This is a genomic window from Mycobacterium asiaticum DSM 44297 (assembly GCF_000613245.1).
Taxonomy (GTDB): Bacteria; Actinomycetota; Actinomycetes; order Mycobacteriales; family Mycobacteriaceae; genus Mycobacterium; species Mycobacterium asiaticum.
On the sequence record NZ_HG964936.1, the window covers coordinates 254,256 to 278,534 of the forward strand.

Here is a 24,279-nt window from a genome sequence, read left to right on the forward strand (position 1 = left end):
CCCTTTGCGCGCGTTTCTGACGAGTCAACAGTCAGTGGCGGGGGGTAGTATAGAACGTATGTTCGAGTCGAAGTCCGATGTGTCGGCTGAGGAGCAGTTGGCGCGCTTTAACCGGTATATGGACGAGCTGCTCGACCATCGGGAGGGGTTGACGGCCAAGACGGCGGAGTCTGCGGGGTGGATTGCGCGCATCCAGGCGGCTGCCCGGGTGCAGAACCAGGCCGCCGCACTGGAGTTCGTCGCGGTCGGGCAGTTGTTCGGCTACCGGCTGTCGCGCAGTGCCGAGACCGAGGATTGGGCGATGGACACCATGGAGGCCGTCGCCGCCGAGGTCGCCGCGGGGCTGAAGGTCAGCCAGGGGCTGGGGTTGGCCAAAGTGCGCTACGCGCGCGCGATGCGCGAGCGTCTGCCGCAGGTCGCTGAGGTTTTTATTGCCGGGGATATCGATTTCTCGGCGTTCGCCACGATCGTCTGGCGCACCGACCTGATCACCGATCCGACGGCGCTGGCCTACGTCGATACCCGTATCGCGGCCAGCGTGACCCGCTGGCCGTCGCTGACCGCCGCCCGGCTGGCCAAAAAAGTCGACACCATCGTGGCCCAGGCCGATCTCGACGCGGTACGCCGCCGCAAGAAAAACCACAAAGACCGCGAGGTATACATCGGCGAGGACTGTGAAGGCACCTCCGAAATCCACGGCAGCCTGGCCAGCCCAGATGCCCGCGCGCTGGACGCCAAACTGTCCGCCCTAGCCGCCACCGTCTGCCCGCACGACCCCCGCACCCACGACCAACGCCGCGCCGATGCCCTGGGCGCGATGGCCGCCGACGCCACCCGACTGGGCTGCCGCTGCGGGCGCCCCGACTGCACCGCCGCTCAACGCAAACCCGCCTCCCCGATCACCATCCACGTCATCGCCGAACAAGCCACCCTCACCGGCAACACCACCACCCCAGCCAGCCAGATCAGCGCCGAGGGCCTCATCACCGCCGAACTACTCGCCGAACTTGCCCTCACCGCCACACTCGTACCGCTCATCCACCCCGGCGACTCCCCACCCGAACCGCACTACCGGCCCTCTCAAGCCCTGGCCGACTTCGTACGCGCCCGCGACATGACCTGCCGCTGGCCCGGATGCGACGTGGCAGCCACCCACTGCGATCTCGACCACACCATCCCCTACAACCAGGGCGGGCCCACCCACGCCGGTAACCTGAATTGCTTCTGCCGGCGCCATCACCTGATCAAAACCTTCTGGGGCTGGACCACACGCCTACTCCCCAACGGCAACCTGATCCTGACCTCTCCCACCGGAGACACCCATGCCACCGTCCCCGGCAGCGCCCTGCTGTTCCCCAGCCTGTGCCGACCCGTGGGCGGCATGCCCACCCACCAACCCCAGTTGCCCCAGCATTACTGCGCCGAGCGCACCGCCATGATGCCCCGACGCCGCCGCACCCGCACCCAACACCGCGCACACCGCATCGCCACCGAACGCCGCCACAACCGCAACGCCCGCCTCAACCCCAAACCCCAAACCGGTGACCACCCCGCCCAGCCCCCACCCACCGACGACGACCCACCCCCCTTCTAGACGGCTGATAGCCGCCATTCACCCGGCACGCCCTTGAGTTGGTGCGCGCCGCGGTCCTCGAACTCCAGCCCGGACCCGATCACCAGATCGCGCAGCGTGCTCGACACCAGCACCTCGTTGGGCCGGGCCAATGCGCTCACCCGCGCCCCGATATGCACCGCGATCCCGCCGATGTCGTCGCCGCGGACCTCACATTCACCGGTATGCAACCCTGCTCGCACCTCAATGCCCAACGCCTGCACCGCATCACGAATCGCCATCGCACAACGGATCGCCCGCTGCGGACCATCGAACATCGCCACAAAACCATCACCGGTGGTGTTCACCTCACGACCCCGAAAACGAGATAACTGCGACCGCACCACCGCATCGTGCGCATCCAGCAGCGCACGCCAATCCCGGTCGCCCATCTCGGCAGCCCGGCGCGTCGAATCCACAATGTCGGTGAACAACACCGTCGCCAAAACCCGATCATCGGCCACCGCAGCCTGCTCGCCCGTCAAAAACTCGGCGATGCAACGGAAGGAATCACGCCAGGGTTCGACGAAGTGAAACATATTGCGGCCCGGCAGTTCGACGTATTTGGCGCCCGGTATCTGTTCGGCGACGGCCCTGCCCATGGCGGGTGTGATCATGGGGTCATTGCTGTGCTGCACGACGAGGGTTGGCACGCGAACGGTCGAAAGCACCGGCCGCACATCCATTTCGGCCACAAGCGGAAGCATGAGGGCGACTGTCCAAGGGCTGGCGGCCAGTCGTTCCTCACGTGCCCACGCCGCACGGATCTCCTCGTTCCACGGCATGTCCGGATTGAGCACATGGTTGAACTCACCCGTGCCCCACATCGCCGTCATAGCACCAAGAACTTCCCCAGGATCCATCCCAGTGCGTTCCGAAAGCGGGATCGCGTAGCTCTCCAGCAAGACCAGCGCCGCTGTACGGGACGGATATGTTGCGGCGAACAGCGCCGCTGGCGCCAACGCTCCGTCGACCGCCACGAGGACCGCCTCCGAACTGCCTAGATCGTCCAACACTGCGGTGATGCTGTCGGCCCACTGCTCCAAAGTCGGCAACGCACCGGGTGCCACAGGGTCGGACACTCCGGTGCCCAGCTGGTCGAAGAAGATCAGCCGGCCCAGCGAGGCCATCGCCTCAACCCAGCCCTGGATGGATGGTAGCTCCGGGAGATGCTCGCAGCACGTGAACCAGTTTGGGACGAACACAATGTCGCGTGGACCTGCGCTCGACGCACGATAGGCGACGCGTAAGTCCCCGTTCAGCGCATAGCGCGTCTCCGAGAACATTGCGGAAGTCTAGCTCCGGGGGAACGCCGTCATCACACGTTTCTGCTGCTCAAAAGCGTTCCTGAAGTGTTTTCTAGGTGGGCCAAGAACTCGCGGTGCTCCGGAAATTGTTGTTCGGCGGACCACAGAAGTCCGAGTTGGTGCCGGCCAGCAGGACGAAATAGCCCTCGCCGCGGCGGGTATCGCTATAGGGCGGGTAGCTCCACCCGCTGTTGCACATGGACGTCGGCGTGCCCACCGTGGCCCGGCGCCAACTGTTCTTGACGCACGCCTTCAACGCTTCGACGTCCTTCACGCTGCTCTTGGCGATGACCAGCATTCCGCCGCCCCATTGCCCGTCGGCCCTACGGTAGGCACGCGCACCGAACCCCGAGTTGTTCGTCTGACAGCCCAGCGCGCGCTGCAACGGTTGGAACACGGTCGCAAGGTCACGGTTAGTGAGACCCGATGCCGCAGTGATGAATCCGGCGGCGTCGTTGCCGTCGACCTCCTGCACGTTGGCATCGTGGAAACTGAACAGCTGTTGCCCGATGGCGGCATTGGCGCCGCCACCGACGACCGGGCCGCTGCCGGTGGACGGCATCGGCGGCAACTCACCGGCGGGGTCGGCACCGGCCACGGGTGCCAGGGCGACCGATAACCCAACGGCAATGACCAGCCTTGCAATTACTTTCACCGGTTACCTCCGATTCCGAACATCACCCATCTTCTTGTACGCATCGGCCGTCAGCAACCGCCAGCGGGCGACGTAAGGGTGCTACCGGAAGGCGGCCTCTCCCGTGAAGGCTTGGCCGAGAACCAGCTGGTGCATCTCCGGGGTCCCTTCGTAGGTCAGCACCGACTCCAGGTTGACCATGTGCCGGATCACCGGGTACTCCAGCGATATCCCGTTGCCGCCCAATATGGTTCGTGCGGTACGACAGATTTCGATCGCCTCCCGGGTGTTGTTGAGCTTGCCGAAGCTGACCTGGTCCGGGCGCAGTCCGACCCCGTCCTTCAGGCGGCCCAGGTGCAGCGACAGCAGTTGTCCCTTGTGCAACTCGACCGCCATGTCGACCAGCTTGGCCTGCGTCAGTTGGAAACCGGCGATCGGGCGCCCGAACTGGGTGCGTTGCGTCGCGTATTCCAGCGCGGACTGCCAGGCCGAGCGTGCCGCACCCATCGAGCCCCAGATGATTCCGTAGCGCGCCTCCGATAGACACGCCAGCGGCCCTTTCAGACCGGTCGCCTCGGGCAGCAGCGCGTCGGCGGGCAACCGCACGTCGTCAAGCACCAATTCACTGGTGATCGAAGCCCGCAGCGACAGCTTGTGGTGAATCGTGTTCGCCGTGAAGCCCGGGGTGTCGGTCGGCACAATGAACCCCCGGATTCCCTCGTCCGTCGCGGCCCACACCACAGCGACATCGGCGATCGATCCATTGGTGATCCACATCTTGCGGCCGTTGAGCACCCAGTCCGAACCGTCGCGCTTGGCCCGCGTCTTCATCGCCGCCGGGTCGGATCCGACGTCGGGCTCGGTCAGCCCGAAGCAACCGATGAGCTCGCCCGCGGCCATGCCGGGCAACCACCGCTGCTTCTGTTCCTCCGAGCCGTTATTCCAGATCGCGAACATCGCCAGCGAGCCCTGCACCGACACCAGCGACCGGATACCGGAATCGGCGGCTTCGAGTTCCAGGCACGCCAGGCCATAGTGCACCGCGGACGCGCCGCCGCATCCATAGCCGTGCAGATGCATACCGAGCAGGCCCAGTTCACCGAACTGCTTGGCCAATTCGCGCGCTACCGGCAGGTCACCGTCCTCGAACCACTGGCCCACATACGGGATCACCTGCTCGGCGCAGAACGCCCGCACCGTATCGCGCACGGCGATCTCGTCGTCGGACAACGATGCGTCCAAACCGAGTGGGTCGTAGGGATCGAAGACGGGCGGTGTCGAGTTACTTGCAGCGGTGCTCATGCCTCAATCCTGCCCTTGCCCGGTAGTCTCGCTGCATGCAACCACGGCGGGGGCCGGCCTGGCTTGGCTGGCTGGTGACCGATGTCGTGGCCGTTCTGGTGTTTTGCGCGCTAGGGCGGCGCAGTCACGACGAGGGCGTCACGGCCAGCGGCCTCGCGACGACGGCCTGGCCGTTTCTGGCCGGTACGGCGGTGGGCTGGCTTTTATCGCGGGGCTGGCGCAGGCCGACGGCGGTGGTGCCGACTGGCGTGATCGTGTGGGCGTCGAGCTTGGTGGTCGGCATGCTGTTGCGAAAAGTAAGTTCGGCCAGCGTGGCGGTGGCGTTCATAGCGGTGGCTTCGACAGTGACCGCGGTCTTCCTGCTCGGCTGGCGCGCGGCGGTCGAACTCGTCGCACGGCGACGTTCGGACGGCTGAAAGGTTCGCCGGTTTGGTACGCGAGGACGGTGACACCTGGGATCTGGCTACCGGCGTCGGTATGACGGCCACCTTCGGCGCGGTCGCCAGGGCGGTGGGCACCAATAAGGGCCTGCTTGACGATCCCTTTGCCGAACCGTTGGTGCGGGCGGCCGGCGTGGATTTCTTTATCCGGGTCATCGAGGACAACCGTTATGCAACCGACGGCGGCAACGACCCCACGATGATTGGCATGATCAATGTCCTCGCCGTGCACGGTCGGTTCCTGGACGAGCTGTTGACCAGTGCCGCGCGAGCGGGTGTCCGGCAGGTGGTGAACCTGGGATGTGGCCTGGACACTCGGGCGTTTCGGTTGTGGTGGCCGCCCGGAATGAGGTTCTACGAGATCGATCGGTCGAAGGTGGTGGATTTCAAAGAGCAAGTCCTGCACCAAATCGGCGCCAAACTGACCGCGCACCGGTACGCGCTGGGCGCCGACCTCCGCGCTGAATGGTTGACGGCGTTGCGTCGAGTTGGATTCGACCCGGCCCAACGTACCGTCTGGATTGCCGAAAACCTGCTCGTTGGCTACCTGCCGCCGGAGGCGCAGGATCGGCTGCTGCGCGACATCACCTCGATGAGCGCGGCCGGCAGCTGGTTTGCTGCCGATCACCTGCCATGGACGCCGGAGCAGCTGGAAGAGGGTCGGGCCTTCCTTGATGGCTGGCGCCAGCAGGGACTGGACATTGACCTGACCAAGGTTACTTACGAGGCCGAATTCCGTTCGGTGTCAGAATATTTGGCGGCGCACGGGTGGCAGACCACCGACCGGACGCTGGTTGACCTGCTGACCGCCACCGGGTTGGGCGGCCGGCGACCGGTCAGTTCACACGACATGGCGATCACGCCGCGATACGTCACCGCGATCCTGGCCGCAAGCAGTGACGGGCACGGGCCAAGTGACGGCCGCTAACGGGGATCGGCTGCGCTTCGTCGCGACCGCATTGCAGGATCCACTGGCTCAACCCCTGCTCGTGGCGCTGGCCGACGAGTACGCGGAGCGCTACGGCGGCGAGCCGGCACGGTATCTGGCCTGGCTCGTCGACAGCCCGGACGGTGAGTTCGCCGAGCCACACGGGGGCATGTTGATCGGAGTCGTGGACGGGGAGCCGGTAACCGGAGGCGCATTCTGTCGATTCGACGCCGAGACGGCCGAACTCAAGCGGATATGGACTCACCGCGACCATCGCCGCCGCGGCTACGCGACGGCGCTGCTGGCGGCACTGGAATCTCTGATCGCCGCCCGCGGTTACACCAGGGTGTACCTGATAACCGGTGATCGCCAGCCCGAGGCCGAAGAGCTTTACCAGGCCACCGGCTACACGCGGTTGGCCGAACCGCTACCCGCCCGCGGCCCGGTGTTCCCGGTAGCCTTCCTGAAAATCCTGGAACAGAAACGGACATGACGTTTCATCTGGGCGTGGCCCTCGACGGGTACGGCTGGCACACCCACGCGTGGGTGCTGACGGCCGAGACACGCTCGGTGCTCACCGGAAACTACTGGGCGGATCTGGCGGTCACCGCCGAACGCGGGCTGCTGGATTTCCTCACCATCGACGACTCGCTGATGCCGCAGGTCGGCCGCAGCTCCCGGCTACATCCGGACCGACTGACCGGGCGCGGGGACGCGGTGCTGGTCGCCGCTCGCATCGCGCCGCTCACCCGGCACATCGGGCTGATCCCGGTGGCCACGGTCACTCATACCGAACCCTTTCATGTCTCCAAAGCCATTGCCACGCTTGACTTTGTGTCGCACGGCAGGGCGGGTTGGCAACCCCGCGTCAGCGGCACCGCCCACGAGGCGGCCTTGTTCGGTCGCCGGACGATCAACCCTGCCGAATTATTCGAGGAGGCAGTCGAATTCGTCGACGTGGTGCGCAGGTTGTGGGACAGCTGGGAGGACGACGCGGTGATCCGCGACGTCGACGCCGGACGCTACATCGACCGGGACAAGCTGCACTACATCGATTTCACCGGAAAGTACTTCTCCGTAAAAGGTCCGTCCATCACGCCGCGCCCGCCGCAGGGTCAGCCGGTGGTGGCCGCCCTCGCCCACGCCACACCCGTATACCAATTCGCGGCCGAAACCTCCGACCTCGTCTTCGTCACGCCCGCCGACGACGCCGGCGCGGTCGGCATCCTCGACGAAGTGCGCGGCATCAGCGAATGCCTGAAGGTGTTTGCCGACATCGTCGTTTCATTCCACGGGCAGGACGACTTCCGCTCCGACACCTGGGTATGGACGGGCACCCCAACCGAATTGGTGGACCTGCTGCTGGGTTGGCGACGCGTCGGCTTCGACGGGGTGCGCCTGCGTCCGGCCGTGAACGCCACCGATCTTCCGGTGATCGCCGACCAGGTGGTGCCGCTGTTGCAAGATGCGGGCCAGTTCCGCACCCGGTACCGGGAATCCGAGACGCTGCGCGAGCGGCTCGGGTTGCCGGTGGCACCCAATCGATATGTGGCGGTGGACCAATGATCCCGTTGTCAATTCTGGACCTGGCGCCGATCAGCGCCGGCAGCGACGCGACCACCGCGTTGCGCAACACCATCGATCTGGCTCAGCGGGCCGAGGGGTGGGGCTTCAAACGGTACTGGGTGGCCGAGCACCACTTCGTCGGCGTCGCCAGTTCGTCGCCGGCGGTGTTGATCGGCCAGATCGCTGCCGCCACCAACCGAATTCGGGTTGGCGCGGCCGCGGTTCAACTGGGCTACACCACCGCGATTGCCGTTGTCGAGAACTTCGGCATGCTCGACGCCTTCTACCCCGGGCGGATAGACCTGGGTGTCGGCCGCTCCGGGCAGCGTCGCTCCGATGAGCGCAAACCCAAGCAGCCCAAAGAACCCCGCCCGCCGCGCCGGTGGCATGAGGTCGACGGAGTGGTGGTGCCAACGCCGTTCGATCTGCGCGGGTTACTCGACCTCGAACGGCTGCAGGCCAGCATGGCCATCCTGCAGCAGCCCCAGGCGATCTCGCCCGACTTCGACGAGCAGGTGCGGGACATGGTCGCGTTCCTCGAAGGCAGCTACCATGCCGGGGAGTTCGACGTTCACGCGGTGCCCGGTGAGCATTCGGGCCTGCGGCCGTGGATCTTTGGCAGCAGCAGAGGACAAAGCGCCCGGGTGGCCGGCGCGCTGGGACTGCCCTTCGTCGCCAGCTACCACATCACCCCCGCCACCGCGTTGGAAGCCGTCGAGGCGTACCGCGAAACCTTTGTGCCGTCGGTCGCGCTGGAGCGCCCCTACGTGGTGGTCTCGGCCGACATCGTGGTGGCCGACGACACCGCCACCGCCCAGCGCCTGGCCGCCGGGTACGGGCACTGGGTCTACTCGATCCGGACGGGCGTCGGCGCAATGCCCTATCCCGACCCGGATGAGTGCGGACCGCTCACCGAGGAACAACTGGCGGTGGTAAAGGACCGCATTGCGACGCAATTCGTCGGCAATCCCGACGAGGTCGCCGAACGTCTGCAGGCCCTCCAACGGGTCACCGGTGCCGACGAACTCGTCGTCACCTCGGTCACCCACCGCCATGAGGACCGCCTGCGATCGCACGAGCTGATAGCTCGGAGGTGGGGGATAACCCCATGAGCCGCAAGCCCATTCATCTGGCGGCTCACTTTCCTGGGGTGAACAACACGACGGTGTGGGCTGACCCTACCGCCGGCAGCCAAATCGAGTTCGACTCCTTCGTCCATCTCGCCCGCACCGCAGAACGCGGCTTGTTCGACTTCTTCTTCCTGGCCGAAGGCCTGCGGCTGCGCGAGCACCGCGGTCGCATCCACGACCTGGATGTCGTCGGTCGGCCGGACACCTTTACCGTGCTGGCGGCGCTGGGCGGAGTCACCGACCGGATCGGGCTCACCGGGACCATCAACACCACCTTCAACGAACCATTCGAAGTGGCAAGACAATTCGCGACGCTCGACCACTTGTCCGGCGGGCGGGCCGGCTGGAACATCGTGACCTCGTCGGACGCGTTCACCGGCGCGAACTTCCGGCGCGGCGGCTTCCTGCACCATGCCGACCGCTACCGGCGGGCCGAGGAATTCGTCACCGTCGCCCGGAAATTCTGGGACAGCTGGGCACCCGACGCCGTCGTGGCCGACACCAGCGCCCGGGTCTATGTCAATCCGGACGGCATCCGCAGCGTCGAACACCGCGGCGAGCAGTTCGACGTTTGTGGCTTCGCGACGCTACCGGCCGGGCCCCAGGGACATCCGGTCTTGCTGCAAGCCGGCGACTCCGACGAGGGCCGCGCGTTCGGCGCTCGGTATGCCGACGCGTTGTTCACGCTGCACGGGTCGTTGGAGGACGGTCGGCGGTACTACGCCGACGTCAAGGGCCGCGTGCGGGCCGCCGGCCGAGATCCCGAGCAGGTCAAGGTTTTTCCGGCGGCGACGTTCGTGCTGGGGGACACCGACGACGAGGCTCGGGACAAGGCGCGCCACATTCGCTATCAGCAGGTCAGCGGCGCGACCGCGATCACGATGCTCGAACAGGTGTGGGGCCGCGAGCTCACCGATTTCGATCCCGACGGCCCGCTGCCCGATTTCGATCCGGTCGTCGACAGCGACATCACCCAGGGCCGCGTCCGCCACGGTGACCCGGTCGCGGTGGCCCGGCGTTTCCGAGAACGCGCCGCGGCGGCGGGGTTGTCCATCCGCGAGTTGGTCATCGCGATCACCGCTCGGCAACAGTTCGTCGGCACCGCCACCCACATCGCCGATGAGATCGACCGCTATATCCAGGCCGACGCCTGCGACGGGTTCATTCTGGTGCCGCACCTGACGCCGCACGGCCTCGACGAGTTCGTCGACCGGGTGGTGCCGATCCTGCAGGAGCGAGGCGCGTACCGCACCGAGTACCCGGGCGCGACGCTGCGCGAGAACTTGGCGGGCTAACGGGCCTTCTTCAGGGCCGCCTCGGTCGCTTCCCGGATGGGCCCGCGCCACAGGGGGCCATGACCCGGCGCCAGGATCTCGGTGTCCAGCAGCGCCAGCGCCGAAAGCGTGCGGATGCAGTCCTGCTGGCTGTGACTGAAGATCGCCGGCAGCAGTTGCGGCCCGTCGTGGCGGATCAGCGGATGCCCGGTGACCAGCGCGTCGCCGCTGGCCAGCACGCCGTCGACCAGGTAGGAGCAATGCCCGTGGGTGTGCCCGGGGCTGAAAACGGGTTTTGGATGGCCGGGCAGGCTCGCCGCGATGTCGGGCGTCAACGGCTGTGCGGTCGGAATGCCGTCGCGGACCAGGCCGCCGCTGCGCACCACGTGCGCGGTCCACACCGCCCAGCGGGGCCGCCAAAGACGCAGCGCCAGATCGGCCACCGACACCTGTTCCAGGTACTCGCGCTTGGCGTGGCCCACCTCCTCGGCGTGGCAGTACACCGGGGTGCCGTGCTCGCGGGCGAACCAGATCGCGGTGCCGAAGTGGTCGATATGGGCGTGCGTGAGCACGATGGCGCGCAGGTCGGCGGGACCGAAGCCCAGCTTGCGCAGCGAGTTCAACACCTCCTCGCGGTCACCGGGATAGCCGGCGTCGATCAGCATCACACCGGTGTCGTCGGTGACGAGCACCCAATTGACGGCAGGACCGTGCGCGAGGTGGACGGTATCGGTGATTTGAACCAGCTGCGTCTTCCCCGCCATGACCGAGAGTGTAGGAGCGATTGGGTAGGAGTGACCGCAAGCGCGGCGAAGCCGGGCGCAGCGGGTCGCGACCAAATGGGTAGGAGTAGAAAAGACTGGTGGCTGAACTGAAACTCGGATACAAAGCGTCCGCTGAGCAATTCGCACCCCGTGAGCTCGTCGAACTGGCCGTTCTTGCCGAAGCGCACGGCATGGACAGCGCCACCGTCAGCGACCACTTCCAGCCGTGGCGGCACAAGGGCGGACACGCGCCGTTCTCCCTGGCCTGGATGACCGCCGTCGGCGAACGCACCGAGCGGCTGCAGCTGGGCACCTCGGTGCTCACACCCACGTTCCGGTACAACCCCGCCGTGATCGCGCAGGCCTTCGCGACCATGTCGTGCCTCTACCCGAACCGCATCTTCCTCGGTGTGGGCACCGGCGAGGCGCTGAACGAGATCGCCACCGGATACGAGGGCGACTGGCCGGAATTCAGGGAGCGCTTCGCTCGGCTGCGTGAGTCGGTCCGACTGATGCGCGAGTTGTGGCGCGGTGACCGCGTCGACTTCGACGGCGAGTACTACCGGACCAAGGGCGCCTCGATCTACGACGTGCCCGAGGGTGGCGTACCCGTGTACATCGCCGCCGGTGGCCCTGCGGTGGCCAAGTACGCGGGCCGCGCCGGCGACGGTTTCATCTGCACCTCCGGCAAGGGCGAAGAGCTCTACACCGAGAAGCTGATCCCGGCGGTCAAGGAGGGCGCGGCGATCAACGACCGCAACATCGACGAGATCGACAAGATGATCGAGATCAAGATCTCCTACGACACGGACCCGGACCTGGCTCTGGAGAACACCCGATTCTGGGCGCCGCTGTCGCTCTCGGCCGAGCAGAAGCACAGCATCGACGACCCTATCGAAATGGAAAAGGCCGCCGACGCGCTACCGATCGAGCAGATCGCGAAACGCTGGATCGTGGCATCCGACCCCGACGAAGCCGTGGAGAAGGTCGGTCAGTACGTGACGTGGGGCCTGAATCACCTGGTCTTCCACGCGCCCGGACACGACCAGCGCCGCTTCCTGGAGCTGTTCGAAAAGGATCTCGCGCCGAGGTTGCGCAAACTTGGCTGATGGCCAGGCCGTCCCGGCCAGCATCTATATCGCTGCACCCGAACCCGAGACCGGCAAGTCGACCATTGCGCTGGGGCTGCTGCACCGGCTGGCCGCCACCGTCGCCAAAGTCGGTGTGTTCCGGCCGATTACCCGGCCCGGCCCGGACCCGGACTACATTCTCGAGATGCTGCTGGAGCACTCCACCGCGGCTCTGCCCTACGAGCAGTGCGCGGGCGTCACCTATCAGCAATTGCACGATGACCGAGATGGCGCGATCGCCACGATCGTCGACCGGTACCACGCGCTGGCACAGGAGTGTGACGCCGTGGTGATCGTCGGCAGCGACTACTCCGACGTGGGCACCCCGGCCGAATTGTCGGTCAACGCCCGGATCGCGGTGAATCTGGGCGCGCCGGTGCTGCTGACCGTTCGCGCCAAGGACCGCACCCCCGACGAGATCGCCGCCGTCGTCGACGTATGTCTGGCCGAGCTGTCCGCGCAACGCGCGCACGCCGCGGCCGTGGTGGCCAACCGTTGTGACCCGGCCGAACTGGCATCGGTCGCCGAAGCATTGGAAGAGTTCACGCCACGCGGTTACGTGTTGCCCGAGGAGCCGCTGCTGGCCGCGCCGACGGTGGCCGAATTGACCGAGGCGGTGAACGGGACGCCGGTGCGCGGTGACGCACCGCTGGCCCAGCGCGAGGTGATGGGTGTGCTGGTCGCGGGGATGACCGCCGACCACGTGCTGGAACGGCTGCGCGACGGGATGGCGGTAATCACTCCCGGTGACCGCTCGGACGTGGTGCTCGCGGTGGCCAGCGCCCATGCGGCTCAAGGGTTTCCGTCGTTGTCATGCATCGTCCTCAATGGCGGCTTCGAGCTGCATCCGTCCATCGCGGCCCTGGTCGAAGGGTTGCGGCTGCGCCTGCCGATCATCGCCACCGACCTGGGGACATACGACACGGCCAGCGCGGCAGCCTCGGCTCGCGGTCGGCTGACCGCAAGCTCGCAGCGCAAAATCGACACTGCGCTGGAGTTGATGGGCCGCCATGTCGACATCACCGACCTGCTCGAACAACTCACCATTCCGATTCCGACGGTCACCACACCGCAGATGTTCACCCACCAGCTGCAGGAACGGGCCCGAGCGGACCGCCAGCGCATCGTGCTGCCCGAGGGCGAGGACGATCGGATCCTCAAGTCGGCGGGCCGGTTACTGCAACGCTCCGTCGCCGACCTGACGATCCTGGGCGACGAAGCCCAGGTGCGGTTGCGCGCAGCCGAACTCGGCGTCTGCCTGGACGACGCGACGGTGATCGACCCGCGCACCAGTGACCTACATGAGCAGTTCGCCGAACAATACGCCGAACTTCGCAAGGCGAAGGGCGTCACACTGGAGCACGCACGCGAAATCATCCACGACGCAACCTACTTCGGCACCATGCTGGTGTACAACGGGCTTGTCGACGGCATGGTGTCCGGTGCCGTGCACACCACCGCGCACACCGTACGGCCGGCGCTGGAGATCATCCGTACGGTTCAAGACGTCTCGACGGTGTCCAGCATCTTCCTGATGTGTCTGCCCGACCGGGTGCTGGCCTACGGTGACTGCGCGATCGTGCCGAACCCGTCACCCGAGCAGCTCGCCGACATCGCGATCTCCTCGGCGCGCACGGCCGCGCAGTTCGGCATCGAGCCGCGGGTGGCCATGCTGTCCTACTCCACCGGTACCTCGGGTTCCGGTGAGGATGTTGAAAAGGTCCGGGAGGCAACCGAACTCGTGCGGTCCCGGCAGCCGGACCTGCTGGTGGAAGGGCCTATTCAATACGACGCGGCGGTGGACCCGTCGGTCGCTGCGACCAAGATGAAGGATTCGCCGGTGGCCGGGCGCGCCACCGTGCTGATCTTCCCGGACCTCAATACCGGCAACAACACCTACAAGGCGGTGCAGCGGTCGGCCGGCGCGATAGCGGTGGGCCCGGTACTGCAGGGGTTACGCAAGCCGGTCAATGATCTGTCCCGCGGTGCGCTGGTCGAAGACATCGTCAATACCGTTGCGATCACGGCGATTCAGGCGCAGGACGTCCATGGCTGACCGGCTGGTGCTGGTGATCAACTCCGGCTCGTCGTCGCTGAAATTCCAGCTCGTGGACCCCGACTCCGGAGCGTCGCGGTTCAGCGGCAGCGTCGAACAGATCGGGGAGCCATCGTCGGATGTCGCCGACCACGATGCCGCGTTGCGTCGCGCCTTCGATCTGCTGGCCGACGACGGGATCGATCTGAAGCACTGTGGGCTGGTCGCCGTCGGACACCGGGTGGTGCACGGAGGCAAGAGGTTTCATCGGCCGACCCGGATCGATGACGAGGTGATCGCCGAGCTGCAGAAGCTGTCCGCACTGGCGCCGCTGCACAACCCGCCCGCACTGCAGGGCATCGAGGTGGCCCGCAAACTGCTGCCCGACGTCCCGCACATAGCGGTGTTCGATACGGCGTTCTTCCATCACCTGCCCCCGGCGGCGGCGACCTATGCCATCGAGCGGGAGTTGGCCGAGAAGTGGGACATTCGACGGTACGGCTTCCACGGCACCTCGCACGAGTACGTCAGCCAGCAGGCCGCCCAATTCCTGGGTGTGCCGCTGGAGAGTGTGAATCAGATTGTGCTGCACCTGGGCAACGGGGCATCGGCGTCCGCGATCGTCGGTGGCCGGCCGGTCGAGACATCAATGGGTTTGACGCCCTTGGAAGGTCTGGTCATGGGCACCCGCAGCGGCGACATCGACCCCGGTGTCTACAGCTATCTGTGGCGCACCGCGAAGATGGACGTCGACGAGATCGAATCGATGCTGAACAAGAAGTCCGGGGTGCAGGGCCTGGCGGGCGAGCGGGACTTTCGCCGGCTGCGGTCGATGATCGAATCGGGCGACGCCGCAGCCAAACTCGCATATGACGTGTTCATCCACCGACTGCGCAAATACATCGGTGCCTACCTTGCGGTGTTGGGTCACACCGATGTGGTGAGCTTCACCGCGGGGATCGGCGAGCACGCCGCGACGGTGCGGCGGGATGCGCTGGCGGGCCTGTTGGAACTGGGTATCGAGTTGGACGAGGAACGCAACGCCACGGGCTCCGGGACGCGGCGCATCTCCACCGACGATTCGCCGATTGCGATCCTGGTGGTCCCGACCGACGAGGAACTGGCCATCGCCCGCGACTGCGTCAGCGTCCTATAGAAACCCGATCCCGGACCGACCGGGTCCCACCGACGGCGTGGGGTCGGTGGTCAGCGTGTGGACCAGCAGGTCGTGGTAGACATCGCGGAAATCGGTGGTGTACTTCAGGTCTCCGTGATCGAGGTCGGTGAGGCTCGGCTCCTGGCCGTAGAACCCGCCCCTGACTCGAGCGCCGGCGACGAAGACCGGCCCGGCGGTGCCGTGATCGGTGCCCTGCGATGCGTTGGCCGCCACCCGCCGCCCAAACTCGGAGTAACCCAGCACTACGACGTTGCGGCCACAGGGATCGGGGGTCATCTTCTGCAGGAAGCCGCTGACCGCTTCGTCGAAGGTCCGCAGTAGCCGCTGCTGGGTCCCGCGCTCCTGCGCGTGGGTGTCGAAACCGCCGAGGTGCACCAGGTACACCCGGGTCGGCACGCGGGCGAGGATCGCGGCGGCAACCATGCTCAAGCGGCTTGCCAGGGCGTTGTTTTCGTCCTGTTGTGCGGTGATCGGCCCGAAGGCCGCCTCGGTGGTTCGCGCGGCACGATAGGACCGGCGCACGGCGGCCATCGCGGGTGTGTCGGTGGGGTCGTCGATCCCCAGGGCCTGGATCGTCGATTGGAACATGTCCGTCCGGCCGGCCCGTCCGGCCGGCAGTGTGTTCGTCGACAGCGCTGCCGCCGTGTGCTTTTCGCCGACCGCTACCAGGGGTAACACGCTGCCGATGTGCACCGCCCGCAGCGGGTCGTCCCCGGTGGCATCCAGCCACCGCCCGATCCAGCCGGTCGGTACCGGTTCGGCCGGTGATGCGGTCTGCCAGATGTCCATGGAGCGGAAGTGGCTGTGATCGGGTTTGGGATAGCCCACGCCCCGCACGATTGCCAGTTGCCGTTGCTGCCAGAGTTGAGCAAGGCCGGACAGCGCGGGATTCAGCGCGAGCTGTGCGTCGAGCCGCAGGACGTGTTCGGGGTCATAGGCCAATTCCGGGCGGGCGTCGTGATAGGCGTTGTCCGCGTAGGGAATCACCGTGTTGATACCGTCGTTGCCGCCGTACAGAGTGACGATCACCAGGATGCCGACGTTGTCGGTCAGCGGTCGCTCGTGGGCTGCGTGCAATAGATCGTCCCAACCGACGGCGACGGTGCCGGATAGCAACCCGATCGCACCGACACCCGCGCCGGCGGTGAGAAACCTGCGGCGATTCATGAGGTCAGGTACTCCGGTGTGTTGACCGCGGCGGCAACCAATTGCGCCGGTCTGCGGATCAGCGGTTGCAGCGCCTCGATGGTCCGATCGGTCCAGGCGCCCACGCCGATCAGGTAGCCGACCGCGTCGATGCGTTCGCCGGCGGACGCGCCGTCCACCAGGGACAGGTCGGCGTCTCGCGCCAGCGCGATCGCGGCGCGCAGCCGGGTGCGCGCCGACGCGGTGGACAGCCAAACCTGGCCGCGGGGCCAGCCGTTGACGTCGGTAGGGAAAAACAGCCGCTGTCCCAGCGCCTTGAGCGTCGCGTCGAGCAACTTGGCGTGGGCATCAACGGAGACCTTGAGTGTCCGGACCACACCGACCAGCCATTCGACCGGGGCGTTGACGACGGTCGCTCGGGCGGCGGTGAATTCGTCGTCGACCAGGATGGCGCGCGTCAGGGCCTTGAGGTCGCGCCGCACGCCGTAGGCGGCGACGATGCGGTCCAGCGCCGAGGGCGACGCCGGCTCGTCCGAGGCCAGTTGTTGCCACAGCCGCCCGGCAACGTAGGCCGCCGACTGCGGCTGTGCCAGAACGGCATCGCAGAAACCGTCCGCATCGAAATCACCGGTGTTGCCGAAGAGCGTCTTTGGCATTGGGTCGTAGCGCCGCGGCACCAGAACCGGCTGGCCGTCGCCGATAGTCCAGCCGGTCAGCGCCCGCGCGCCCGCGCGCACATCGTCCTCGGAGTAGCCGTTGTTGTGGCCCAGCGCGAACAGCTCCATGAATTCGCGGGCCAGGTTCTCGTTGGGGGCTTTCGCGGTGTTCAGTTGTCCGTCCAGCCAGCGCAGCATCGCGGCGTCAGTCAGCATGCTGAAGGCAAGCGTGCGAAAGTCGCCCAGGGCCAGGGTGCGCAGCTTCTGGTTCTGCGCAGCCATGTACGCCGCCACCCGAACCTTCTGAGCTGAGGTGGCAAAGTGGTTGTGCCACAACAGGGTCAGCTTCTCATGCGTGGGCACCTCCACGGCGACCATGCGGGCCAGCCACCATCGGACCAATTGATCGTTCTGTTCTGCGAGTTGCCGCCGGTACTGGGTGCGGGCCGCGGGTGTGGCGCCCCTGCCCGGCGGTTGCGGCGGCGTGAGCGTCGGCATCGGTGTCGCGACGGCACCGCGGTCCGCATCGGGATCCGCGTCGAGCACGGTGTCGACGTAACTGGGCCAGTACTGCCCGGCCACCGCGTCGATCTCGGGCCCGGTGGCCCCGAACCCGGTCCGGCGCAGCACGCGGGCCGTCATGATCCACCGCGGGGACTGCCCGGCCATAGTGTCCCACTGTCGCCGTTGAACCTATGTTTTTGCTGAGGGAAGGCGCTATTCGTGACGCCGATAATTCACCGCTGCTAATGTCCGCTTTTGATATCAGCGAGTTGCATTGCCCACCTGAATCGGCTGTATTGTTCGACGTTTCAAAGGAGTCGAAATGAAGTTCAAGCCTGGTCGCCAAGGCGCTGCAATATTGGGTTGTGCAGCGGCGTTGCTGTTTTCTCCCGCGATTGCCGTCGCAGATCCGCCCGACCCGCACCAGCCCGACATGACGAAGGGCTGGTGCCCGGGCGGCCGTTGGGGGTGGGGCCAATTGGCCGTGTGTGACGGCGAGAAATATCCCGACGGGTCGTTTTGGCACCAGTGGATGAAGACCTGGATGGTCGGACCGCAGTTCTATTACGACTGTGTCGGCGGTGACGAGCCGATGCCTGGTCCGCCGCCACCCGGCGGCTGCAACGGGGCGATTCCGGCGGACGCTCCGCCCGCACCCTGACCTAGAACGTGCTGGTGGGCCGCACCTGGTTGGCCATGTCCACCAGCGTGTAGCGGTGCCGCTGGGTCGGCGCAACCCGAGCCAGCTTGCGCAGCGACGCCTCGACACCGAGCCGTAGGCCGTGGTCGGTGAACGGGAAACCCAGAATGTGGTTGGTGCTGGCCTTATTTTGGTTGTCCTGCAGCCAGTCCATCGCCCCGCCCAGCACCAGGGCGCGGATCTGCAACACCCGAGGCTCGGTCGGTGGCAGCGCCTCCACCCGCCGGGCGGCGTCGCGGATCTGCTCCTCGGTGATCTCGCTCTGCGACCGGCCGGACAGCAGGGTCACCGCGCTGGTCAGCCGGGCAGTGGTGAAATGCCTTGAGGTGGGCGGTACTTCGTCCAGGGTCTGAACCGCCCCCTCGCGATCGCCTTGCGCGGAACGGGCTCTGGCCAACCCGAAGGCCGCCGAGATCACTCCGTCGTTGGTGTTCCACACCGTCTGGTAGAAGTTCTGCTCGTCGGTTCTTCCGGCCAGCTCGGCGGTGGCGGCCAAGGCCAGCTTCGGCGCCAGCTCGCCGGGGAAGGTGTTGAGCACCTCGGTGAAATGCTTGATGGCAGAGTCGTAGTCGCCGGTGAGCAGCTCGGCGACGGCCTTGTACCAGATCAACCGCCACTGCCAGCCAACACGCTCGGCGAGGTCATCGAGCTTACGGGCGGCCTTGCTGACGTCGCCCAGGTCGAGCAGCGCACGCACCTCCATCAGTGGCAGCTCGACGGACTCCGACAGGTCGAGGCCTTCGGCGTCCAACGACCCGTGCCGCGCCGCCCGCAACGAATCCAGCGTCTGCACCGGCTGGGAGAGCACCGTCGCCTGCAGCACCGGTGCGGCCACGTCGGCCGGATCCACCAGCGGCACCGATAGTGCGGTCACGATCTCCTTCGCGGTCAGCTTCTCCGAATGCACCTGGCCGTCCAGGTATACGTCGGTGTGGGCGACCAGCAGGTCCACCCCGAAGGTGGAACGGCTGGGACTGAAGACCGTGGACAGGCCGGGGCGCGAGATACCGGTGTCCTGGGCGACCACCTCGCGCAGCACACCCATCAACTGCGCGGACATCTCCTCCGCGCTGCTGAAACGCCGACGCGGATCGGGGTCGATGGCGCGGCGCAGCAACCGGCCGAACGAGTCGTATTTGGTCAGCACCGGGTCGCCGTCGGGCAACCCGTCGACATAGCGGCCGTTGCGGGTCCGCAGATCCAGCGTCAACGCCGCCAGCGTGCGTCCCACGGTGTAGATGTCGGTGGCGACCGTCGGGCCGGTGCGCACGATTTCCGGCGCCTGGTAGCCGGGGGTTCCGTACAGGTAGCCGAACGAGTTGATCCGCGACACCGCACCCAGGTCGATGAGCTTCAGCTGCTCCTCGGTGAGCATGATGTTCTCCGGCTTCAGGTCGTTGTAGACCAGGCCGATGGAATGCAGATAGCTCAGCGCGGGCAGGATTTCGAGGATGTATGCGATCGCTTCGGCGACCCGCAGCTTTTCGCCCTTGCCGCGCTTGAGCGACTGCCCGCCGATGTACTCCATGACGATGTACCCGACCGGGTCGCCGTGCTTGTCGTTGTGTTCGACGAAGTTGAAGATCTGCACGATCGAGGGGTGTACGACCTCGGCCAGGAACTGCCGCTCGGCCATCGCGATGGCCTGCGCCTCCGCGTCGCCGGAGTGCACCAGCCCTTTGAGCACGACCGGACGGTCGTTGACGTTGTGGTCCACCGCGAGATACACCCAGCCCAGGCCGCCGTGGGCGATGCAGCCCTTGACCTCGTACTGGCCGGCGATCACGTCACCCGGACTGAGCTGGGGCACAAAGGAATACGGACTGCCGCAATACGGGCACCAGCCCTCTTTAGAACCTTTGCCCTCCGAGCCGGACCGGCCGACCGGCCGGCCGCAGTTCCAGCAGAACCTCTTCGATTCCGGCACAACCGGATTGGTCATCAGAGCCTTGAGCGGGTCGATGTCCGGAACCCGCGGAATCTCTACCAGGCCACCGCCCAGGCGCCGCACGGCCGGAAGCGCTCTCGTCGCCCCCGGCATCCGGTCCTGCGGCTGGGTGTCGAGGTTGCCCAGTGAGATGGAGAAGTCGTCGTCGTCATCGTCGTCGAAATCCGGTCGGAACAGCGCCTGCGTGGCCTGCGGCCGGCTCCCCGTCGTCGCGGTCGCGCCGGTCTGCGCGTCGGCAGCCTGGCCGCCGGCCGACTCGTCCTGTTCGGTCGGGGTCAGTTCGTCCTGCTGATCCGCTTTGGAGGGTTTGGCCATCAGTCCAGGTACCTCGGCTGCGGCGGTAGCGGCGCGGGCCCGAGCACCGTCAACCACTTGCGGTACAAGGTGTTCCAGGTTCCGTCGGTGCGGATGCGTTCCAGGGTGCCGTTGACGAACCGGACCAGTCCGGTGTTGTCCAGGTTGATCCCGATGCCGTACGGCTGGGTGGCCATGTTCGGACCGACGATGTGCAGGTACGGATCTTCCTCCACCAGGCCGGCCAGGATCGAGTCGTCGGTGCTCACCGCGTCGATCTGGCGCTGCTGCATCGCCACCAGGCAGTCCGCCCAGTTCACCACCGAGACGATGATCGCCGGCGGTGCGATCTCGCGGATCCGTTGCAGCGAGGTGGTGCCGCGCGCGACGCACACGCGTTTGCCGGACAAGTCGGCCACCTTGGCGATGCTCGAGTCGCGCGGGGCCAGGATGCGCTGGTTGGCGTCGAGGTAGACGGTGGAGAAGTTCACCAGCTTGCGGCGTTCGCAGGTGATGGTCATGGTCTTGACCACGACGTCGACCTGCGATCGCTGCAGTGCCGTGATGCGTTCGTCGGCCGACAGGATGCGGTACTCGACGTGGTTGGGGCCGCCGAAGATGTCCCGGGCCACCTCGCCGGCGATGTCGACGTCGAAGCCGGTGATCTCACCGGTGATGGGGTCGCGGAAGCTGAACAGGTTGCTGCCGATGTCCAGGCCGACGATCAGCCGGCCACGGCTGCGGATGTTGGCGACCGCGGCGTCGGCGTCGGCCTTGTTCGGGAACGGTCGCAGGCTCGCGGTGGGGTTGCAATCCTGGCCGGTGTTGTTCGCCGGCAGCGGCGCCTCGATCGGCAGGACTTCCATGCCGACCGGGGTCGGCTGCGGCAGCGTGGGGGTCACCTCGGCCTTGAGCGGTTCGGAGTGGCCGCAACCGGCCAGCAGGGCCGCGACGCCGAGCAGCCCGGCCGCCCGCCGGAGTCGGGGCAGCCGCTTCATCACCGGTACTCTTTCAGCCGGGGCCACAGGCCCAGGGCGACCGCAATGGCGGCACCGAGGCTGAGTACCACGGCGCCGACCTGCGCCCCGGCCAATCCACGTTTGGCGTTCAGCACGTCGTTTCGCAAATGGTTGCGACTTTGCTCGATGGTCTTGGTCAGCGCTTCGTCGAGCTTGTCGAACGCCGGGGTGGAGTCGTCCTCGCCCTTGCCGAGCGCCACCTGGGTGGCCGCGCGGTAGTTGCCCACCGAGATGAAGGCATTGATCCGGTCGTTGGCCTGCTGCCAGCGGATCAGCAGCTGGCCGGCACCCTGCAGGTCGGGCTTGTCGACCGCGTCATCGCGCGCCATGTAGGCGTCCAGCTGACGGTGCATGGCGTCGATGCGCTGATAAAAGGCCTGCTTGCGCACCTCTTCGTCGCCACGCCGGATCAACGACAGCGTCTCGTCCGCCCGCGCCTGCTGCGCCGTGATGGCCAGGTTCGTGACGGTCTTCAACGACTCGGCCGCGGTGTCCTTCGCACTACGGCTGGCCGTCGTCGAGATCGTCAGCGCTGTCCCCACCCACACCACCATGATGAGGATACCGAGACCGCCGACCACCAGGCCGGGGTTGATGCGACGCCGGGTACGCCGGGCCAGCCATCGATGGCAGAAGGCACCGAACACCACGGTCGTGGTCACGACGAGGATTACCGGGGCCGGTATCTGGGTGGATGCGGTGGTTTCGCTGTCCACCCGCGCCGACGTCGCCTGATACAGCCGTTGCGCGTTGGGCAGGATCGTGTTCTGCATCAGGCCCGAGGCCTCCGACAGGTACGACGAACCGACCGGATTGCCCGCCCGGTTATTGGTGCGGGCTATCTCCACCAGCCCGGTATAGACGGCCAGTTCGGCGTTGATCTGGCCGAGCAGCTGCACCAGCGATTCGTCGGTCAACCCACTGGAGGCCCGGGTCACCGCCACCGAGGCGTCGGTGATGGCCTGCTCGTAGCGGAGCCGGACCGCCCGCGGTTCGGCCTGGGCGATGAACGCGGTGGCCGCGGCGGCATCGGCGACCGACAGCGTCGTGTAAAGCTGTCCGGCCGCGAACGACAACGGCTCGGTGTGCTCGAGCACCGTGGTCAACACTTGCTGTCGGTGGTTGATTGTGGTCGAGGTGGCGAAGGCGCTGGAGACGCCCAACGCGGCCAGCACGATTCCGATGGTCAGGATCCGGCCGGGCGTCGTGGAAATGAACCACCAGCGCGGATGAGCCGGTTCGGCGGGCGAGCGCGATCCCAGTGGCTCGGTCGACGGGTGCGCCAGCTCAACCGTCACGTTTGCTCAGCCCTCATCTTTCGGCCATTTTACGAACCCGTATAAGCAAATTCTAAGAGCAAGTGCCGACGGATGGGGGAGGCGGAGCCAATTGCCCGCGCGGGTTCGCCACGCCGACCTCCGCCGGGCTGCATATCCTGAATCCGTGCGGGGCGACGGTGACGGATGGGTGATCTCCGAGCGCGGCGCACATTACTGGGGCAGATTCGGCGCGGCCGGGCTGTTGTTGCGGGCCCCCCGACCGGACGGCACCCCGGCGGTGTTGCTGCAGCATCGGGCGGTGTGGAGCCACCAGGGCGGAACCTGGGGGTTGCCCGGCGGTGCACGGGACAGCCATGAGACTCCCGAGCAGACCGCGGTGCGCGAAGCCCACGAAGAGGCGGGGCTGGATGCGCGGCGGGTCACCGTCCGGGCGACGCTGGTGACCGCGGAGATCGCGGGTATGGGCGGCACCCGGTGGAGCTACACGACTGTCGTCGCCGATGCCGACGAGATGCTGGACACCGTGCCCAACGGGGAAAGCGCGGAACTGCGCTGGGTCGGTGAGGACGAGGTCGCCGGCCTGCCGTTGCATCCCGGATTCGCGGCCAGCTGGGAGCGGCTGCGCACCACGGCGGTCACCGTAGCCCAGCACGACGACGTGCCCCGGACCCTCGAACACGGCGAGCAGTTCTACTGGTGCATGCCGGGTGCCGCGGAACAGGCGCCGTCCCAGCTCAGCCAGAACATCAGCGCACTGCTGCAAGCGCCGAACTGAGCTGTCGCGCCGCGGCCTGAGGGTCCTGGGCGGCGGTGATGGCGCGCACCACCACGACGCGACGGGCTCCGGCTTCGAGCACCTGCGACAGACGGGAGGCATCGATGCCCCCGATCGCGAACCAGGGCTTGCCGGTGCCAAATCCCGCGGTGGCACGCACCAGGCCCAGCCCGGGCGCCGCGCGGCCCGGCTTGGTCGGGGTGGGCCAGCACGGTCCGACACAGAAGTAGTCGGCCGCGGCGGCCGCCCGCGCGGCCTGCTGTGGGTCGTGACTGGACAGGCCCAGCACCGTGTCGGGGCCGACGATGTCCCGCGCGGCGGGCAGCGGCAGGTCGTTCTGGCCCAGGTGCAGGATGTCGGCGCCGGCCACCCGCGCGATGTCGGCGCGGTCGTTCACCGCGAACAGGGCGCCGTGCCTGCGGGCGGCGTCGGCCAGGATCTCGCAGGCTGCCAGCTCGTCGCGCGCCTCCAGCGGACCGAACCGCCGCTCACCGGGCGAACCCTTGTCGCGCAGCTGGATGATGTCGACCCCCCCGGCGAGCGCGGCGTCGGCGAACTCGGCCAGATCGCCCCGTTCCCGGCGGGCATCGGTGCACAGATACAACCGTGCTGCGGAGAGGCGGGCGAGGGGAGGCTGCACACCGCGACGTTAGCGCGC

At 66.9% G+C, this 24,279-nt stretch carries 22 protein-coding genes; 12 read left to right on the plus strand and 10 right to left on the minus strand.

Annotated elements, in window-relative coordinates; translation table 11 throughout:
- Positions 1-118: 118 nt before the first annotated feature.
- Positions 119-1,594, plus strand: coding sequence for an HNH endonuclease signature motif containing protein (locus tag BN972_RS01145; protein WP_235192408.1), 1,476 nt, complete (start codon positions 119-121; stop codon positions 1,592-1,594).
- Here the strand turns inward: BN972_RS01145 and BN972_RS01150 are convergent.
- From BN972_RS01150 to BN972_RS01160, 3 genes are all read right to left on the minus strand, one after another.
- On the minus strand, positions 1,591-2,898 hold the full coding sequence (locus BN972_RS01150; RefSeq protein ID WP_036351907.1) for an adenylate/guanylate cyclase domain-containing protein: 1,308 nt from the start codon (positions 2,896-2,898) through the stop codon (positions 1,591-1,593). The two genes, BN972_RS01145 and BN972_RS01150, sit on opposite strands and share 4 nt — an antisense overlap.
- Positions 2,899-2,971: 73 nt before the next feature.
- Positions 2,972-3,574: a hypothetical protein gene (locus BN972_RS01155; RefSeq protein ID WP_036351910.1), complete on the minus strand. Its 603-nt coding sequence runs from the start codon at positions 3,572-3,574 to the stop codon at positions 2,972-2,974.
- An 81-nt stretch (positions 3,575-3,655) separates the two neighbouring features.
- A complete protein-coding gene (locus BN972_RS01160) occupies positions 3,656-4,855 on the minus strand; it encodes an acyl-CoA dehydrogenase (protein ID WP_036351912.1) in 1,200 nt (399 codons plus the stop codon).
- A 35-nt stretch (positions 4,856-4,890) separates the two neighbouring features.
- Between BN972_RS01160 and BN972_RS01165 the strand changes: the two genes are divergently transcribed.
- The 6 genes from BN972_RS01165 (at position 4,891) to BN972_RS01190 (ending at position 10,214) form a co-directional block, all read left to right on the plus strand.
- The gene (locus tag BN972_RS01165) at positions 4,891-5,271 is read left to right on the plus strand and encodes a DUF3054 domain-containing protein (RefSeq protein WP_036351918.1); all 381 of its coding nucleotides are present in this window, start codon (positions 4,891-4,893) and stop codon (positions 5,269-5,271) included.
- Positions 5,272-5,332: 61 nt separating this feature from the next.
- Positions 5,333-6,223, plus strand: coding sequence for a class I SAM-dependent methyltransferase (locus BN972_RS01170; protein WP_051545233.1), 891 nt, complete (start codon positions 5,333-5,335; stop codon positions 6,221-6,223).
- A complete protein-coding gene (locus BN972_RS01175) occupies positions 6,210-6,716 on the plus strand; it encodes a GNAT family N-acetyltransferase (RefSeq protein ID WP_036351921.1) in 507 nt (168 codons plus the stop codon). The genes BN972_RS01170 and BN972_RS01175 overlap by 14 nt, the downstream gene beginning before the upstream one ends.
- Positions 6,713-7,789, plus strand: coding sequence for an LLM class flavin-dependent oxidoreductase (locus BN972_RS01180; RefSeq protein WP_036351927.1), 1,077 nt, complete (start codon positions 6,713-6,715; stop codon positions 7,787-7,789). The genes BN972_RS01175 and BN972_RS01180 overlap by 4 nt, the downstream gene beginning before the upstream one ends.
- A complete protein-coding gene (locus BN972_RS01185; protein WP_036351929.1) occupies positions 7,786-8,901 on the plus strand; it encodes an LLM class flavin-dependent oxidoreductase in 1,116 nt (371 codons plus the stop codon). The genes BN972_RS01180 and BN972_RS01185 overlap by 4 nt, the downstream gene beginning before the upstream one ends.
- The gene (locus tag BN972_RS01190) at positions 8,898-10,214 is read left to right on the plus strand and encodes an NtaA/DmoA family FMN-dependent monooxygenase (RefSeq protein WP_036351931.1); all 1,317 of its coding nucleotides are present in this window, start codon (positions 8,898-8,900) and stop codon (positions 10,212-10,214) included. Before BN972_RS01185 ends, BN972_RS01190 begins: the two co-directional genes overlap by 4 nt.
- Here BN972_RS01190 and BN972_RS01195 read toward each other — a convergent pair.
- Complete coding sequence (locus BN972_RS01195; RefSeq protein ID WP_036351934.1) at positions 10,211-10,957, minus strand: MBL fold metallo-hydrolase; 747 nt, start codon at positions 10,955-10,957, stop codon at positions 10,211-10,213. The two genes, BN972_RS01190 and BN972_RS01195, sit on opposite strands and share 4 nt — an antisense overlap.
- 98 nt (positions 10,958-11,055) lie before the next feature.
- Here BN972_RS01195 and fgd point away from each other — a divergent pair, with 98 nt between their 5' ends.
- From fgd to BN972_RS01210, 3 genes are read left to right on the plus strand one after another with little or no spacing between them, the layout of a single operon-like run.
- On the plus strand, positions 11,056-12,066 hold the full coding sequence (fgd, locus tag BN972_RS01200; RefSeq protein ID WP_036351937.1) for a glucose-6-phosphate dehydrogenase (coenzyme-F420): 1,011 nt from the start codon (positions 11,056-11,058) through the stop codon (positions 12,064-12,066).
- On the plus strand, positions 12,059-14,143 hold the full coding sequence (pta, locus tag BN972_RS01205; RefSeq protein WP_036351939.1) for a phosphate acetyltransferase: 2,085 nt from the start codon (positions 12,059-12,061) through the stop codon (positions 14,141-14,143). The genes fgd and pta overlap by 8 nt, the downstream gene beginning before the upstream one ends.
- Positions 14,136-15,278 (plus strand): acetate kinase, encoded by a 1,143-nt coding sequence (locus tag BN972_RS01210; protein ID WP_036351941.1) that lies wholly within the window; start codon positions 14,136-14,138, stop codon positions 15,276-15,278. The genes pta and BN972_RS01210 overlap by 8 nt, the downstream gene beginning before the upstream one ends.
- On the opposite strand, the gene BN972_RS01215 is transcribed toward BN972_RS01210, so the two are convergent.
- Both BN972_RS01215 and BN972_RS01220 read right to left on the minus strand, forming a co-directional pair.
- Positions 15,273-16,466, minus strand: a complete 1,194-nt coding sequence (locus BN972_RS01215; protein WP_036351942.1) for a DUF1501 domain-containing protein — start codon at positions 16,464-16,466, stop codon at positions 15,273-15,275. The genes BN972_RS01210 and BN972_RS01215 overlap by 6 nt on opposite strands.
- A complete protein-coding gene (locus BN972_RS01220; protein ID WP_036351945.1) occupies positions 16,463-17,770 on the minus strand; it encodes a DUF1800 domain-containing protein in 1,308 nt (435 codons plus the stop codon). Before BN972_RS01220 ends, BN972_RS01215 begins: the two co-directional genes overlap by 4 nt.
- Positions 17,771-17,927: 157 nt before the next feature.
- Here BN972_RS01220 and BN972_RS01225 point away from each other — a divergent pair, with 157 nt between their 5' ends.
- Entirely contained in the window at positions 17,928-18,266 is a 339-nt protein-coding gene (locus BN972_RS01225; protein WP_036351949.1) for a hypothetical protein, read from the plus strand.
- 1 nt (position 18,267) lies between these two features.
- On the opposite strand, the gene BN972_RS01230 is transcribed toward BN972_RS01225, so the two are convergent.
- The 3 genes from BN972_RS01230 to glnX are packed head-to-tail and all read right to left on the minus strand — an operon-like array spanning position 18,268 to position 22,864.
- Positions 18,268-20,568 carry a serine/threonine-protein kinase PknG gene (locus tag BN972_RS01230; RefSeq protein WP_036356200.1) on the minus strand — a complete coding sequence of 767 codons (2,301 nt, stop codon included), beginning with the start codon at positions 20,566-20,568 and terminating at the stop codon, positions 18,268-18,270.
- Positions 20,568-21,545 (minus strand): glutamate ABC transporter substrate-binding protein, encoded by a 978-nt coding sequence (locus tag BN972_RS01235; RefSeq protein WP_036351952.1) that lies wholly within the window; start codon positions 21,543-21,545, stop codon positions 20,568-20,570. The genes BN972_RS01230 and BN972_RS01235 overlap by 1 nt, the downstream gene beginning before the upstream one ends.
- The gene (gene glnX, locus BN972_RS01240; RefSeq protein ID WP_036351955.1) at positions 21,545-22,864 is read right to left on the minus strand and encodes a protein kinase G-activating protein GlnX; all 1,320 of its coding nucleotides are present in this window, start codon (positions 22,862-22,864) and stop codon (positions 21,545-21,547) included. Before glnX ends, BN972_RS01235 begins: the two co-directional genes overlap by 1 nt.
- Before the next feature lie 145 nt (positions 22,865-23,009).
- Here glnX and BN972_RS01245 point away from each other — a divergent pair, with 145 nt between their 5' ends.
- Complete coding sequence (locus BN972_RS01245; RefSeq protein ID WP_036351958.1) at positions 23,010-23,621, plus strand: NUDIX hydrolase; 612 nt, start codon at positions 23,010-23,012, stop codon at positions 23,619-23,621.
- Here BN972_RS01245 and thiE read toward each other — a convergent pair.
- Entirely contained in the window at positions 23,593-24,261 is a 669-nt protein-coding gene (thiE, locus tag BN972_RS01250) for a thiamine phosphate synthase (protein WP_036351962.1), read from the minus strand. The genes BN972_RS01245 and thiE overlap by 29 nt on opposite strands.
- Positions 24,262-24,279: the final 18 nt, after the last annotated feature.